General features: G+C 71.5%; 12 protein-coding genes. 7 read left to right on the top strand and 5 right to left on the bottom strand.

The window, feature by feature from the left end:
* Positions 1-341 precede the first annotated feature (341 nt).
* Complete coding sequence (locus tag OG439_RS15975; protein WP_326950139.1) at positions 342-3,005, top strand: cation-translocating P-type ATPase; 2,664 nt, start codon at positions 342-344, stop codon at positions 3,003-3,005.
* Positions 3,006-3,028: 23 nt separating this feature from the next.
* On the opposite strand, the gene OG439_RS15980 is transcribed toward OG439_RS15975, so the two are convergent.
* Positions 3,029-3,919 (bottom strand): universal stress protein, encoded by an 891-nt coding sequence (locus tag OG439_RS15980; protein ID WP_326950140.1) that lies wholly within the window; start codon positions 3,917-3,919, stop codon positions 3,029-3,031.
* Between the two features lie 226 nt (positions 3,920-4,145).
* Here OG439_RS15980 and OG439_RS15985 point away from each other — a divergent pair, with 226 nt between their 5' ends.
* The 5 genes from OG439_RS15985 to OG439_RS16005 all read left to right on the top strand — a co-directional run bounded on the left by OG439_RS15985 (position 4,146) and on the right by OG439_RS16005 (position 6,906).
* Positions 4,146-4,751 carry a DoxX family membrane protein gene (locus OG439_RS15985; protein ID WP_326950141.1) on the top strand — a complete coding sequence of 202 codons (606 nt, stop codon included), beginning with the start codon at positions 4,146-4,148 and terminating at the stop codon, positions 4,749-4,751.
* 60 nt (positions 4,752-4,811) lie between these two features.
* Positions 4,812-5,486: a CBS domain-containing protein gene (locus OG439_RS15990; protein ID WP_326950142.1), complete on the top strand. Its 675-nt coding sequence runs from the start codon at positions 4,812-4,814 to the stop codon at positions 5,484-5,486.
* A 264-nt stretch (positions 5,487-5,750) separates the two neighbouring features.
* The gene (locus tag OG439_RS15995; RefSeq protein ID WP_326950143.1) at positions 5,751-6,038 is read left to right on the top strand and encodes a hypothetical protein; all 288 of its coding nucleotides are present in this window, start codon (positions 5,751-5,753) and stop codon (positions 6,036-6,038) included.
* A 180-nt stretch (positions 6,039-6,218) separates the two neighbouring features.
* Positions 6,219-6,353 (top strand): hypothetical protein, encoded by a 135-nt coding sequence (locus tag OG439_RS16000; protein ID WP_326950144.1) that lies wholly within the window; start codon positions 6,219-6,221, stop codon positions 6,351-6,353.
* A 16-nt stretch (positions 6,354-6,369) separates the two neighbouring features.
* On the top strand, positions 6,370-6,906 hold the full coding sequence (locus OG439_RS16005; RefSeq protein ID WP_326950145.1) for a hypothetical protein: 537 nt from the start codon (positions 6,370-6,372) through the stop codon (positions 6,904-6,906).
* On the opposite strand, the gene OG439_RS16010 is transcribed toward OG439_RS16005, so the two are convergent.
* From OG439_RS16010 to OG439_RS16020, 3 genes are all read right to left on the bottom strand, one after another.
* Positions 6,827-7,804 carry an Acg family FMN-binding oxidoreductase gene (locus OG439_RS16010; protein ID WP_326950146.1) on the bottom strand — a complete coding sequence of 326 codons (978 nt, stop codon included), beginning with the start codon at positions 7,802-7,804 and terminating at the stop codon, positions 6,827-6,829. The genes OG439_RS16005 and OG439_RS16010 overlap by 80 nt on opposite strands.
* Positions 7,805-8,342: 538 nt before the next feature.
* On the bottom strand, positions 8,343-10,970 hold the full coding sequence (locus tag OG439_RS16015; protein ID WP_326950147.1) for a bifunctional acetate--CoA ligase family protein/GNAT family N-acetyltransferase: 2,628 nt from the start codon (positions 10,968-10,970) through the stop codon (positions 8,343-8,345).
* A 128-nt stretch (positions 10,971-11,098) separates the two neighbouring features.
* A complete protein-coding gene (locus OG439_RS16020) occupies positions 11,099-12,850 on the bottom strand; it encodes a sensor histidine kinase (RefSeq protein WP_326951559.1) in 1,752 nt (583 codons plus the stop codon).
* A gap of 133 nt (positions 12,851-12,983) precedes the next feature.
* Between OG439_RS16020 and OG439_RS16025 the strand changes: the two genes are divergently transcribed.
* The gene (locus OG439_RS16025) at positions 12,984-13,961 is read left to right on the top strand and encodes an Acg family FMN-binding oxidoreductase (protein ID WP_326950148.1); all 978 of its coding nucleotides are present in this window, start codon (positions 12,984-12,986) and stop codon (positions 13,959-13,961) included.
* Here the strand turns inward: OG439_RS16025 and OG439_RS16030 are convergent.
* Positions 13,951-14,595 carry a response regulator transcription factor gene (locus OG439_RS16030; RefSeq protein ID WP_326950149.1) on the bottom strand — a complete coding sequence of 215 codons (645 nt, stop codon included), beginning with the start codon at positions 14,593-14,595 and terminating at the stop codon, positions 13,951-13,953. The genes OG439_RS16025 and OG439_RS16030 overlap by 11 nt on opposite strands.
* Positions 14,596-14,788: the final 193 nt, after the last annotated feature.

Raw genomic sequence — 14,788 nt, forward strand, 5'->3', positions numbered from 1 at the left:
ACATGAGGTAGGGCGGCCTGGCGCAGGACCGGTCCGTCGGGCCTGCCGGTCCGGGTACCCCGGCGTTCGGCAAGAGTCATGACCGGACTCTGCGACCGGACGCCCTGGTGGCTGAAGAGTCCTTGGTCCCTCGGGAGCAGGTCTCCCGGTCCTTTCTGCGTCAGGCGACGCGTCGACGCCACCGCCGGCCGAGGCACACGAGGTCTTCTGTCCACGGCTGCGGAGCAGTTCGGCCCTGTGCCCGGCGACGCGACGACCTGGACAATCGGGATGGAATGTTCGCCACACCATTGATGGGACACGATCATGCGAGTGCCGACACCTCTCAGGCCGTGCGCCCCGTGATCGACACCGCCATCCGGCCGCCGGCGCACACGATCGAAGCGGCCGAGACGATCACCCTGCTCGAGACCGACGAGCAAACCGGTTTGACCGAAGCCAAGGCCACCGCACGGAATGTCCACAACGGACTGAACGTGCTCCCGACCGGCCGGGCCACCTCCGCGCTCGGCCGGTTCTTCCGCCAGTTCAACGATCCGCTCGTCTACGTCCTGCTCGTCTCGGCCGGCGTGACCCTGAGTCTCGGCCAGTTCGTCGACTCGAGCGTGATCTTCGCCGTCGTGCTGCTCAACGCGGTCGTCGGACTGCTCCAGGAATCGCGGGCCGAGCACGCGCTCGCCGCGCTGGCCGGCATGGTGGCCACTGAGGTCCGGGTGGTGCGCGACGGTGTCCCCGTCCGGATCCGGACGGAAAAGCTGGCCGTCGGGGATCTCGTGCACCTCCGCGCCGGGGACAAGGTCGCGGCCGACTACCTGCTGCTGTCGGCACACGAGCTGCAGATCGACGAATCCGCGCTCACCGGTGAGGCCGCGCCCGTCACGAAGACACCCGGGGCGCTCCCCCGGGCCACCGCGCTCGCCGATCGGCGGAACATCGCGCACGCGGGCACCGTCGTGACCCGGGGCGAGGGCGCGGCCGTCGTCGTGGCGATCGGCGCGGGCACCGAGCTGGGACTGATCAACCAGCTGATGACCGCCACCGGCGTGCCGACCACGCCGTTGACGCGCAAGCTGTCCGGGTTCAGCCGCCGGCTCTCGGTCGGCGTCGTGGCGCTGGCGGTCGTCCTGTTCGTCATCGGGCTGCTGCGGGGCTACCGGGCCGGGGAGATGTTCACCGCGGCGGTGACGATGGCGGTGGGCGCGATTCCCGAAGGCCTGCCGGCCGCGGTGTCCATCGTGCTGGCGATCGGCGTCGTCCGGATGGCCCGGCGCGACGCGATCGTCCGGCGGCTGCCGTCCGTCGAGACGCTGGGCAGCACGACCGTCATCTGCACCGACAAGACCGGCACCCTCACCACCAACCGGATGACTGTGACCACCGTGTTCGCCGGCGGCCGCACCCACCAGTGGACCGGCGACGCCCCGCTCCCCCCTGCGCTGCGGGAGTGCCTGCTCACCGGGGTGCTGTGCAACGACGCGCAACCGGCCGACGGCACCGCCGCGGCCATCGGCGACCCGACCGAAACCGCCCTGCTCACCGCGGCGCGGGAAGCCGGGCTGGACATCGGCGCGGAACGGTCCGCCCGCCCGCGCGTCGACGTGCTGCCCTTCGAGTCCGGGCGGAACCTGATGGCGACGGTGCACCGGACCGCCGACGGCCGGTTGACCGGATACCTGAAGGGGGCTCCCGAAACGGTCCTCGCACTGTGCCACGACCAGCTGCGGGATGACGGGACCGTCGAGCCGCTGGCGACGAGTGCGCAACGCGAGACCGCGGAAACCTTCGCCCGCCGAGGTTTGCGGGTACTGGCCTTCGCGACGTTCACCCCCGCGCGCGACGACGCCTTTCCCGGCGAGGCGTCGCCGGAAGGACTGACCCTCGTCGGTTTCCAGGCCATGCACGATCCGCCGCGCCCGGCCGCGGTGGCATCCGTAGCGGCGTGCCGGCGGGCCGGGATCGCGGTCAAGATGATCACCGGCGACCACGGCGAAACCGCACGCGCGATCGCCCGGACCTTCGCGCTGGCCGACGGGGAACCGAAAGTCCTCACCGGGGCCGAAATCGCCGTCACCCCGGACGACACCCTCGCCGGCGTGGACGTCTTCGCCCGCGTTTCCCCGGAGCAGAAACTGCGGCTGGTCACCCTCCTGCAGGAGCGCGGCGACGTGGTCGCGATGACCGGCGACGGGGTCAACGACGCGCCCGCTCTGCGCAAGGCCGACATCGGGATCGCGATGGGGCGCAGCGGGACCGAAGTCGCCAAGGAGGCCGCCGACATGGTGCTGGCGAACGACGACTTCGCGACCATCGAGGCCGCCGTCGAAGAAGGCCGGGCCGTGTTCGACAACATCCGCAAGTTCATGGCCTGGACACTGCCGACCAACATCGCCGAAGGACTGGTCATCCTGGTCGCGATCGTGCTCGGCGCGCAGCTGCCGATGCTCCCGGTCCAGGTGCTGTGGATCAACATGACCACCGCGGTCTTCCTCGGCCTCTCGCTGGCCTTCGAACCGAAGGAAACGGGCATCATGGCTCGCCGGCCCCGTCCGCCGGGGCAGGCGCTGATGACCACCGACCTGCTCAGGCGGATCACGCTCGTCTCGGTCATCCTCGTCGCGGGTTCGTTCGCGGTGTTCACCTGGCAGCTGCGCGCCGGCGCGTCCGTCACCGACGCACGCTCGGTCACGATCACCGTGTTCGTGTTCGCGCAGATCGCGTACCTGTTCAGCTGCCGGTCCCTCGACCGGTTCCGGCCGACGGGCTGGAACCCCTGGGTGCTCGGCGGCGTCGCCGTCATGATCGCGCTGCAGGTGTCGATCCTCTACGTCCCGCTGATGAACGAGCTGTTCCACACCGCGCCGCTGACCGTCGGTGGGTGGCTGCTGGTGCTCGGCCTCGCCGTCACCACGTTCCTGGTCGCCGAGGTCGACAAGTTCCTCTGGCGCCCCGGACGCCGGCACCGCGCCGACCGGCCGGAACCCCTGGTTCCGGCGGCGACGCGGTGAGCGGCCTTCGAGGTCTGCTCAGTTCACGGTGTGGGTGACTGGACGACCAGAAGCGGGCAGGTGGCGTGGTGGATCAGCGCCTGGCTCGTCGACCCCGTCAGCATGCCGGAGAAGCCACCGAGGCCGCGGCTCCCGACCACGAGCAGCTGGGCGTCGGCGGAGTGGTCGAGCAGGCAGCGCACCGGGTGGTCCCGCGCGACGACGCGCCGAACCGTGACGTCCGGGTACTTCTCCTGCCAGCCGGCGAGCCGTTCCGCCAGGAGTTCGCGTTCGTTGCCCTCGAGGGCGTCGAAGTCGTCGAGCAGCTGCTGGCCGAGGGTGTGTGCGGTGCCCGCGGAGACCGACAGCCAGCTGTGCACGGCGACCAGATCCGCTCCCCGCGACGACGCCTCGTCGAAGGCCACCGCGATCGCGGGCTCGTTCGCCGGGGAGCCGTCCATGCCGAGCACCACCGGGCCGTTCTCACGGCCGCCGCCACGGACCACCACGATCGGGCACCGGCCCCGCGCGACCATCGCCACCACCGTGGAACCGGTCAGCATGCCGCTGAACCCGCCCAGTCCCCGGGAGCCGAGCGCGACCAGGCGGGCGTCCGCCGCGGCCTCGAGCAGTTCGGTCACCGGGCTACCCGTCGCCAGGTCGGCGTGGATCTCCAGGTCGGGGTGGCCTGACCGGATGGCGGCCTCGGCGTCGGCGAGCCACTGGCGGCCCTGCGTTTCCAGGACCTCGGAGAATCCGTCCCGTGGGCGGACGCCGGCGCCGTAGGCCAGCGCGGGCATCGACACCGCGTGCACGACCCGCACCGGCAGATGCCGGCGCGCGGCCTCGTCGCCCGCCCAGCGCGCGGCTTGCAGCGCCGAAGCCGAACCGTCCACGCCGACGATGATCTGCTGCCTGGTTGTGTTGTCGGCCATGAGAGGAACTCCTCGAGTGTCACGAACTGGTTGGAACCCGAGCCTGTTCCTCCGGGAAAGCCGGGCACCAGAGGATTCCACCGCGTTTCCCGGTGACTTTCTTCCCTGCTTCCCGCGCGCGACCGGCCGGACGGTACACCAAAGTCACCGCGATCCGGGAATTTCGGCACCAGTGCCCGGCCCGCACGACGGCCCATGCTCGGGGCACAACCGAAAGGAGCCCACGATGTCCGTCCAGGACCGCAGCCCGTCCCCGACCACCCCCTTCATCCCCAGCCAGACAGCGCGAACAGCCGAACGGCGCCAGCCGGGCTCCGCCGCTCGCGGCCCGGCGCTGGCCGTCCTGCGCATCGTGATGGGCCTGACGTTCCTCTGGGCCTTCCTCGACAAACTGTTCGGACTGGGCTACTCCACCAGCCCGGCACAGGCCTGGATCAGCGGCGGCTCCCCGACCAAGGGATTCCTCGGCCACGTCCAAGTCGGCCCCATGCAGTCGACGCTGCGCGACTGGGCCGGCGCCGGCTGGGCCGACTGGCTGTTCATGCTCGCCCTGCTCGGCCTCGGCATCGCCCTCCTGCTCGGCGTGGCCCTGCGCCCGGCCGCCGCCGCCGGCACCATCCTGCTCGCACTCATGTGGATCGCCGAATGGCCACTCGCCCAGTCCACCTCGGCCGGCACGGCCACGTCCTCGACCAACCCCCTGATCGACTACCACCTCGTCTACCTCGTCGTCCTCATCGCCCTGGCCGCCTTCGCCGCGGGTGACACCTGGGGCCTCGGCCACCGCTGGGCGAAACTGGACCTCGTCCGCCGCACCCCCTGGCTCCGCTGAGCACGACCCCTTTACTCCACAAAGGACAATGCGACACCATAGGAGAACACCGTGCAAGCCATGACAACGGTCGGCGACGTGATGACCCGCGAGGTGATCACCGTCGCGCCGGAGCTGCCGTTCAAGGACCTCGTCCAGGTGATCGTCACCCACGGCGTCAGCGCCGTGCCGGTGGTGACCCCGGACGGCGCCGTGATCGGCGTGGTGACCGAGGCGGACCTGCTCTGCCGCCAAGCGCACGAAGACGACGTACCCGGTGCCGGCTGCCCGCACTTCGCCGGTCATCTGACCAAAGAGGACTGGCGCAAAGCCGCCGGTCAGACCGCGGCGACACTGATGTCCACGGCATCCGACACCACCTCACCTGCTACAACCTTGCCCGCGGCAGCGCGTTTGCTCACGCGGAGCGGGGTCCGCCGGTTGTTCGTGCTGCAGGACGAGAAGCTGGTCGGCGTCATCGCTCGACGCGACGTGCTCCGGAGCTTCCTGCGCACCGACGACGACCTGCAGTCCGACGTCGACCGCACCGTGTTCGACGAAGCCTTGCACGCCAACCGGGACAACGTGCGCGCGAGCGTCGAGCACGGGGTGGTCCTGCTGACCGGCCGGCTCGAGTACGAGGCCGACGTGGCGACCGCGGAACGCATGACCCGCGCGGTCGCCGGCGTCGTGGACGTCCGCAACCGGATGGACTTCGTCTGGACCGGCCACCGCGCGCACAGCACCGCGACCTGAACACGCTCGAAAGGGGACACATCATGCGGTTGGGTGTCGCGGGTGCGCTGGTCGCTGGCGAGTACCGGAAGGGCGACGTCGAGGTGGACCGGGAAACCGGACGGGTGAGCGCGATCGGGGTCGCGGCCCCCGGATCCGGGCTGGCTGTACCCGGCCTGATCGACCTGCAGGTCAACGGGTTCGCCGGCGTCGACGATCGCCGCGATCACGACGGCGGACCTGGCCCGGTCGTGCCCGGGCTGGGCATGGATCCTGGGCGTCCACTTGGAGGGGCCGTTCCTGTCCCCGAAACGGGCCGGAACCCATCCTGCGGAGCTGCTGCGCGCCCCGGACACCGAGCTGACCGAACGGCTGCTGGCCGCCGGGTCGATCACTCAGGTGACGCTGGCGCCGGAGCTGCCCGGGGCGTTGGAACTGGTCGTGTTCCTGGTGCGAACCGGGGTCCGCGTCTCCTGCGGGCACAGCGACGCGGCGCCCGGCTGGTCACCCACCTCTTCGACGCGATGCGGCCGTTCACCCACCGCGACCCCGGAATCGTGGGCGCGGCACTGACCCGTGACGACGTCGCGGTCGGGGTGATCGCCGATCCCAGTCACCTCTCGCCCGAGGCGATCCGGCTCGCCTTCCGGACGGCACGTGGCCGGGTCGTCCTCGTCACCGACGACCTCGCCGCGGGCGGGTGCCCGGACGGGACCTACCGGATGGGCTCGGTCGAGTTCACGGTGACCGGCGGTGTCGCCCGCCGGGTTCCTGCCCGACCGCGGAATGGGTCTCCTACGCCCCGGCGACCGAGCCGACGTGCTCGTCCTCGACGACTCGCTGGGCGTCCGCCACGTCCTCCACGAGGCCGAATCCCTCGGCCCCTGATCCGCCACCGAGACGCATGCTCGCCGACGAAGATGGGCAGGGAGAAACGATGCCGACAACCGGGAACCGGGAACACCCGAGACGTACCGGCGCCGCACGGACCAGCCGGGCACTCACCGCGATCAAGGTCGTCCACACTCTCGTCTGGCTGTCCGTCGAGTCGTGCGTGGCCTACCTGCTGTACGCGGGATTCGCGAAGCGCAGCGACCGGCGCGCCGCGATCGCCGGCGCCGTGGTCACCACCGAATGCGCGGTCTTCATCGCCAACAGGCTGCGCTGCCCCCTGACCGACGTCGCCGAGTCACTCGGCGACGACCACGGCTCGGTCACCGACATCTACCTGCCGCCCTGGCTCGCCAGGAACCTGCCGGCCATCCACGTCCCGCTGGTGATCCTGACGATCGTCCTGCACCTCGGGAACCTTCGCCGGCGAGCGAGCCGGACGACGGACGCCGCCACCCCGGCGCGCACGTTCAGGGCTGGTGCAGGACCTCCTCCACTGCCCGGCGTGGCCCGGCCGGATCCGGTTCACTGCTGTACCCGACGCGCATGAGGACCTGCGGGAACCCGCTCAGTGTCAGATCAGCGCGCAGGGCGGCCCTGACCGGCTCGAGGTGCAACGGCTGCGTGAGCACGGCGGCCACCAGCCCCAGGTCGACCGCGGTCAGCCAGGCGCGTTCCATCGCGTACCCGGCCCGGACGTGGTCGGCGCGGGTGTCGTCGGCGGTGACGAAGACCAGCAAGGACTCCGCGGCCAGGCGTGCCTCGATCTCCGCGGTGTCGGGCAGCTCGGTGGCGCGGCGGATCAGCCCGGCCCAGGGCACCGATCCCGCCGGCACACGGCTCGCGGGCAGGCCGACCCCGTGCCGGTGGGCTTGTTCGTCGCGGATCGTCCACAGCGACAGTTCTCGATGGTAGGCACCGTCAGCCTTGAAGTGCTCCGCGGCGACGTGCAGCAGCCGGGCCACCACGGCGACCTCCCGACCGGGCCGGACCAGGCGGGCCTCCACACCCGGCGCCGCGCACATCTCGCCGATCAGCCGCAACGCGACCGCCGGAACCGGGGCGTCCTCGAAGGGCGCGCGGTGACTGGCACGGCGGGCGATCGCGCCGAACCGGTGCAGGTCTGCCACGGTGGGCGCCACCACGGTCCCGGCGGCGATGCGGGCCACGACGTCGGGCCGCGCCGGGTCGGGCAGGAGTTCGACGCCCGGCGCCCGGCCGAGCGTCCGGATCGCGACTTCGAGGTTGGCCACGGCGGCACCGCAGGACGCGGCCCGGTCCCGGCCGAGCGGGTCGTGCTGGGGAAGGCGCAGCTCGGTGCGTTCACGCACGACGAGTTCGTCCGGTCCGATGTCGAGCAGCCACGGCTGGAGGTTGTGCACCGACGGTGCCCGCGTCATCGACCGCACGAGCACCTCGGTCTCGGTCTTCGTCCAGTCCCCGGCCATCGCCGCTCCCTCCACAATGGATGATCCGATCAGGCGGTTCGCCGCGATAACGGCAAGCGGCGGCAAGTCCTTGCCGGAGCGAGGTGCATCGCCGACGCTACGGCTCCGCCGCCGGCCCGGATATCGGCGTTCGTCCACTTGCCGAGGGACTTTCGTCACCTGGCCGCCGCGCTGGAACCGGCACCGGACCGGGTCGTCGGGACTCGGGCATCTCGACGTGGAAGGCGGTGTCGAAGCAGGCGACGACCGGGACGTCCGGCGCACCTCCCGCGACAGCGGCTGGTGGTTCGGGGCCAGCGCGGTGAGTTGTTCGAGGCTTGCGAGCAGTTCGCCGGCGCTTTCTGCTCCCCACCGTGGACGAAGCGGACGGCTATCGCGTCCACATCGGACCAGCGACGGATCGACTGGACGACGGCGCCGGGGTCGGCCAGGTCCCACGCGGTCCAGCCGACCGCGGTGCCGTCGGCGACCAGCGAAACCTTCATGCTCGGCGAACCGGGGTTCAGGGTCAGCACTCGCACGGCATTCCTCCGGTGTCTCAGTCCCGCAACCGGCGCAGGAACGGGTCGGTGAGCGCGGGCCGTTCGAACCGGGCACGGACGTCGAGCACCGTGCAGCCCTCGGAGCGGACCCGCACCGGGTTGAGGTCCAGTTCGGCCAGCTCGGGGACGAGCTCGGCCAGCCGGCTGACCTTCAGCAGCAGCTCGCGCACGGCCGCCCGGTCGAGCTGCGCCGCCCAGAGCGCTTTCGCCGAGCGCAGGCCGTCGAGCAGGAGGTCGGCGTCGGCCTCGGTGAGCGGGGCGAGCCTGGCGGCGTGGTCGGCGATCAGGTCGGTGTCGATGCCGCCGAGGCCGAACACGACCAGCGGCCCGAACACCGGGTCCGAGCGCACACCGACCAGCACTTCCCGGCCTGGTCCGGCCATCGGCTGGACGGTGACCCCGCGCAGGGCGGCGCCGAACCGGGAGCGCAAGGTGCGGAACGCGTCGAGGATCTCGGCACCGCGCACGTTCAGCAGTACGCCGCCGCCCGCCGACTTGTGCACCAGCCCTTCGGCGTCGGCCTTCAGCACGACCGCCGAGGCCGGGTCGAAGACCACGGCATCCATCGAGTCGCCTGTCTTGACGTACGTCGTTTCCACCATCGGGATGCCGGCCAGGCGCAGCAGTTCGACAGCGTCCGGCGGCGACAGCCAGCCTTCGCGTCCGGCGGCGAACGCGCGCAGTGCATCGGGATCTTCCAGCGGGGTCAGGGATCCGCCGGTGTCGGGCCGGTTCAGCCACTGCTCGTAGCGGACGAGCCGGGCCAGGACGGCGGCGGCCGCGGCCGGGTCGTCGTAGCACGCCGTCACCCCCGTGCCGGGCACCAGCGGGGCGACGCGGGCGCGCTGCCCGGGCCGCACCGCGAAGACGGTCTTGAACTCGGGCAGGAGCACGGCGGCGAGCGCGGTCCCGGGGTCGCCGACCGCGGTCGGTACGGTCGCGGCGATCACCGCGTCCACGCCGTCGTCGGCCAGCACGGCGCGCAGGGCGTCGGCGAACACCTCCGCGGGGACGGCGGCGGTCGTGTCGACCGGGTTCCGCACCGCGGCTTCGGCCGGCAACAGCTTCGCGAGCCGTGCCCGGGTGTCGTCGGACAGCTCCGCCATCACCAGGCCTTCGCGCTCGCAGGCGTCCGCGGCCAGCACCCCGGCCCCGCCGGCGTTGCTGACCACGGCCACGCGCGGACCGCCCGGCAGCAGCTGCCAGGACAGCCCGGCGATGACGTCGACCAGCTCGGCGACGGTGTCGACGGCGATGATCCCGGCCTGTTCGAACAGCGCGTCACGCGTGACGGCGGGGGTCGCGGCGGCGGCGGTGTGCGACGCGGCGGCACGCTGCGCGGTCCCGCCGCTGCCCGAGCGGACGGCGAGTACCGGACGGGTACTGGCCAGCTGCCGGGCGACGCGGCTGAACTTGCGCGGGTTGCCGAAGGATTCGAGGTAGAGCACGGCGGTTTCGGTCCGGCGGTCGGCCGTCCACCACATCAGCAGGTCGTTGCCGCTGACGTCGTACTTGTCGCCGGTCGAGACCAGGCTCGACAGGCCGAGGCCCAGGTCGTTCAGCGACTCCGCGAGCGCGATCCCCACACCGCCGGACTGGGTGACCACGCCGATGTTGCCGGGTTCGACCTTCCCGGCCAGGAACGTCAGGTTCAGCGGGCAGACGGGGTCGGTGGAGACGATGCCGAGGCAGTTGGGGCCGACCAGCCGCATGCCGTAGCGGCTGACGGCTTCGCGGACCCGGGTCCCCGCCGGGATCCCGGTCAGCCCGGAGGAGATCACGAGCACGGCGCGCACGCCCCGCTCGCCGCACGCCTCGACGGCGTCGGCCGCGGCCGCGGCGGGCAGGCAGATCACGGCGAGTTCGGGCGTCCGGGCCAGCTCGGCGACGCTCGCCGCGCACGGCACGCCGAGGATCTCGCCGGCGTGCGGGTTCACCACCTCGACCGGACCCGGGTAGCCGGACGCGACCAGGTTGGCCAGGACCGCGTGCCCGACCGAACCGGACCGCCGTCCGGCGCCGATCACCGCGATCGACGCGGGCTTGAGCACGTGGGCCAAGCTGGCCGCGTCGGCGACGGAGTCGCGCTTCAGCACCGCGTCCAGGTAGGCGGTGTCCTCCTCGAGGACCATCACGACGTCCCGTTCGGGGCCGCCGACGCTCGCCTCGAACCGCAGCCCGAGGTCGGCGAAGACGTGGATGATCTTGGCGTTCTCGGCGAGCACTTCGGCGACGAAACGCTTCAGGCCAGCCTTCCGAGCGCGGGAGACGAGGTGTTCCATCAAGAGGGTCGCGACGCCCTGGGTGCGTACGGCCGCATCCACGACGAGCGCGACTTCGGCGTCGGTGGAGTCCTTCAGGACTTCGTAGTTCGCCACGCCGACGAGTTCACCGCGCAGGTAGCAGCCCACGGCGTAGTGGCCAGGACCCGTCTCCGCGGCGATCTCCCCGGCCAGTTTGTCCAATATGGACGGTCGAGCGCCGAAGAACCGGAAGTAGGTGTCCTGCTCGGTGAGCCGGGTGTGCAGGCCCAGCACCTCGGCGGTGTCGGCCGGGTGCAACGGGCGCACCAGTACCACGTCGCCGTCCGCGAGCAGGGCTCGGGAGCCCACGTCCACACTCATGCTGTCCCTCCTCGGGCGGCACCAGGACGGTCTGGCGTCGCCTGTCAAGGAGACCTCGGACCGGGGGCGCCGCGACGCGGCCGGACTACCCGAACTCCGAGGACCTTCGTCACCGAAGTGCGCTGCGATCAACCGAGCGGTGCCGACCACTCCAGCTTCACGCCGCCCTCGGGCCCGGGTTCGCGGGTGAACCGCCCGCCCGCGGCTTCCGCGCGGTCGCGCAAGTTGCCGAGACCGCTCGGCGAGATGTCGGCGGGGATCCCCTTGCCGTCGTCGATCACCACGATGCGCAGCACGTTGTCCTTCACCGCGACCGACACGGACAACGTCGAGGCCTCCGCGTGCCGGACGGCGTTGCTGACCGCCTCGCGCACCACCGCTTCGACGTGCTCGGCCAGCTGTGCGGGCACCGTGTCGAGCGTGCCGGACATGCTGATCGTCGGGTGCACCGGTGCGTCGTCGGTGAGTTCGGCGATCGCGTCGTGCAGCCGGTGCCGCAGCCTCATCCCGGTCTCCCCCGCCGCGCCGCCGTGCAGGTCGAAGATGGCCGTGCGGATCTCCTGCACGATCTCGTGCATCTGCTCGATGCTGTCCCCGAGCCGCTTCTGCAGCTCCGGCGACTTCGTGCGCCGCTGCGTGCTCTGCAACGACAGGCCCACCGCGAACAGCCGCTGGATCACGTGGTCGTGCAGGTCACGGGCGATCCGGTCACGGTCGCCGAGCACGTCCAGCTCGCGGGCGGCCCGCTGCTGCGCCGCCAGCTGCAGCGCCAGCGCGGCCTGATCGGCGAAGGACGCGACGACCGAGAGCTGAGTGGCACCGAACGGCGGCGCACCCGTCCCCCGGACCGTGATGAGCACGCCGCTCGTGCGGTCACCGGCTCGCAGCGGCACGACCAGTGCCGGCCCGAAGCGGTATTCGCCGAGTGCGAGTTCGGGAACGCTGCGCGGCGTCCGGTCCCGGTACACCGCGCCGGGCACACTGCCCTCGAGGTCGATGTGCAGGCCCGACAGCTCGGCCGCCCGGGCCCCGGCGCAGACGGTGACGGTGAGGTCGTCGGCGTCGTTGCCCCAGTCTTCGTCGACGTCGAGCCGGCCGGAGTTCGGCAGGGCGAGCATCGTGACGTCGGAGCCGGTCAGCTCCAGGGCGCGGGTCGCGATGGTGTCGAGCGCTTCGGCCGGGTCGGTGCCGCCCAGCAGTTCGGTCGTCACCTCGCTGGTCGCGGCCAGCCACTGCTGCCGCACGCGTGCCTGCTCGTAGAGGTGGGCGTTCTCGATCGCGATGCCGGCCGCGGCCGCCAGTGCCTGCACGACGACTTCGTCGTCGTCGGTGAACGGCTCGCCGTTCTTCTTCTCGGTCAGGTACAGCCGGCCGAACACCTCGTCACGCACCCGGACCGGCACGCCGAGGAACGAATGCATCGGCGGGTGGTGTGCCGGGAAACCGGCCGACGCCGGATGGGCCGAGATCTCCTCGAGCCGCAACGGTTTCGCTTCTTCGATGACCACGCCCAGGACACCGTGCCCCTCGGGCAGGTGGCCGATCAGCTGGCGGGCCTCGTCGTCGATCCCGAGGTAGATGAACTGGGACAGGGAGCCGTCGTCGGCGAGCACGCCCAGCGCACCGTACTTCGCCTCGCCGAGCTCGATCGCGGCCTGCACGATGCGCCGCAGCGTGGCGTCCAGCTCCAGCCCGGACGCGACGGCCAGCACCGCGTCCAGCAGGCCGTCCATCTTGTCGCGGGTGCCGATCAGCAGCTCGATCCGATCCTGAAGATCGCGCAGGACCTCGCGCAGCCGCAGCCCCGACAGCGTCCCGGCCGTCCGCCGGGAGCCGTAGTCGGGCTGCTGTCCGGATTCGTTCACCGACACCGTGCCCACGACCTTCACCTTGTCCACTCCAGCCTCACCGCTGGTGACTTTCTCCCCTTTCCGCCATCCGGTGGCACGAGAGACCGTCACTGGAAGCTGTCCGGAACCACAGTGTGCCGCCCGACGGCACCGAGAGGGAACCATGACACCACCCATCACCTCGATCGGCCTGCTGGATCCCGATCAGGTGAAGTCCGTGCTCGGGGCGGCGGTGCTCGCACCGTCGACGCGCAACACGCAGCCCTGGCGGTTCCGCTGCACGGCCGCGGGGATCGAGCTGCACGCCGATCCGGACCGCGCGTTGCCGGTGGCCGACGCCGACCAGCGGGAACTGCTGCTCTCCTGCGGGGCCGCGTTGTTCAACCTGCGCACCGCGATCCACGCGCTGGGCGCGCACCCGGCCACCACGCTGCTGCCCCGCCGTGACAACCCGACGTTGCTCGCGGTGATCCGGCCGTTCGCGGCCCGCAAGCCCGACCGGCGGCTCGTCCGGCTGGCCGACGCGATCCCCCGGCGCCACACGAACCGCGCCCCGTTCGAGACGGCCGTGATCCCGGACGCGGTCGTCGCCGAGCTGCGCCACGCCGCCGAGGCCGAGCAGGCTTGGCTGCCCCGGCTGGACGCGCACCAGCTGGACCGGCTGCGCGACCTGGTGCACAAGAGCCACCACGCTCAGGTGACCGATCCCGCGTTCCTCGCCGAGTGGCGGCAGTGGACCGCTCGCCCCCGGGACAGCCGCGACGGCATTCCCGACGGGATGCCTTCGGATGACAGCGACCGGATCTTGAGCGACTTCGGCTCGCCACGGCGGGGCTTGGCCGACGACTCCGATCCACTGGTCGTGGTCGTCGGCTCCTTCGAGGACAAGCAGGCCGACCGGATCCGGGCCGGCCAGGCCATGCAGCGGGTCCTGCTGACGGCCACCGCCGCCGGGTTCGACGCGTCGTTCGTCTCGCAGCCGGTCGAGGTCCCCGCGGTCCGGGCGGAGCTGCGGACCCTGCTGGGCGGCGGGCTGTGGCCGCAGGTCGTGCTGCGCCTCGGCCACGGCACGCCGGCGTCGTGGACGCCGCGCCGGTCCCTGGACGACGTCCTGCTGGAACCGGACCGGCTCAGCGCCTAGTTCCGTGCTGGCGCAGCTCGGTGGCGAGGACGGCGGCCTGGGTGCGGCGTTCCATGCCCAGCTTGGTCAGCAGGCGCGAGACGTAGTTCTTGACGGTCTTCTCGGCCAGGAACATCCGTTCGGAGATCTGCCGGTTGGTCAGGCCTTCGCCGATCAGCTCCAGCAGCTTCCGCTCCTGGTCGGACAGGTCGGACAACGGGCCTTTCTTCGTCTGGCTCTCGCGCAGCTTGGCCATCAGCGCGGCCGTCGCGTGCGCGTCGAGCAGCGACTTGCCCGCGCCGACGTCCCGCACGGCCGAGACCAGGTCCATGCCCTTGATGTCCTTGATGACGAACCCGCTGGCCCCGGCCATCACCGCGTCGAGCATCGCCTGCTCGTCGGTGTAGGACGTCAGCATCAAGACCTTCAGCTCCGGCAGCTTGGAACGCAGCTCGCGGGCCAGCTCGATGCCGTTGCCGTCGGGCAGGCGGACGTCGAGCACCGCGACGTCGGGGTCGAGCGCCGGGATCCGGGCCAAGGCCTGCGAGACGCTGCCGGCCTGGCCGATCACGGTCAGCTCTTCGTCCTCGTCCAGCAGGTCGGCAACGCCGCGGCGGACGACCTCGTGGTCGTCGACGAGAAAGACGCGGAGCATCTCCGACCTCCTGTGACGGGAAACATCTTCGACGGGATCAGCGTACGACCGTGAGAGTCTTCGGGAAGACGACCAAAGACCTCCAACCGGCGCCGGAGGTCACTTCGGGGCGACGCACTCGGCGGGCCGCGAAGTAGTTCGCGGCCCGCCGAGTGCGTCCACCGGTCAGTGCGATGCCGCCGGGCATCGAGCC

The organism is Amycolatopsis sp. NBC_01307 (genome assembly GCF_035975215.1).
Lineage (GTDB): Bacteria > Actinomycetota > Actinomycetes > Mycobacteriales > Pseudonocardiaceae > Amycolatopsis.

Bases quoted from the DNA above. Each gene is read 5' to 3' on its own strand.
- OG439_RS15980 (WP_326950140.1), bottom strand. From the start codon at position 3,919: ATGGCCGACAACACAACCAGGCAGCAGATCATCGTCGGCGTGGACGGT.
- OG439_RS15985 (WP_326950141.1), top strand. From the start codon at position 4,146: ATGTCCGTCCAGGACCGCAGCCCGTCCCCGACCACCCCCTTCATCCCC.
- OG439_RS15990 (WP_326950142.1), top strand. From the start codon at position 4,812: ATGACAACGGTCGGCGACGTGATGACCCGCGAGGTGATCACCGTCGCG.
- OG439_RS16005 (WP_326950145.1), top strand. From the start codon at position 6,370: ATGCTCGCCGACGAAGATGGGCAGGGAGAAACGATGCCGACAACCGGG.
- OG439_RS16010 (WP_326950146.1), bottom strand. From the start codon at position 7,804: ATGGCCGGGGACTGGACGAAGACCGAGACCGAGGTGCTCGTGCGGTCG.
- OG439_RS16015 (WP_326950147.1), bottom strand. From the start codon at position 10,970: ATGAGTGTGGACGTGGGCTCCCGAGCCCTGCTCGCGGACGGCGACGTG.
- OG439_RS16025 (WP_326950148.1), top strand. From the start codon at position 12,984: ATGACACCACCCATCACCTCGATCGGCCTGCTGGATCCCGATCAGGTG.
- OG439_RS16030 (WP_326950149.1), bottom strand. From the start codon at position 14,595: ATGCTCCGCGTCTTTCTCGTCGACGACCACGAGGTCGTCCGCCGCGGC.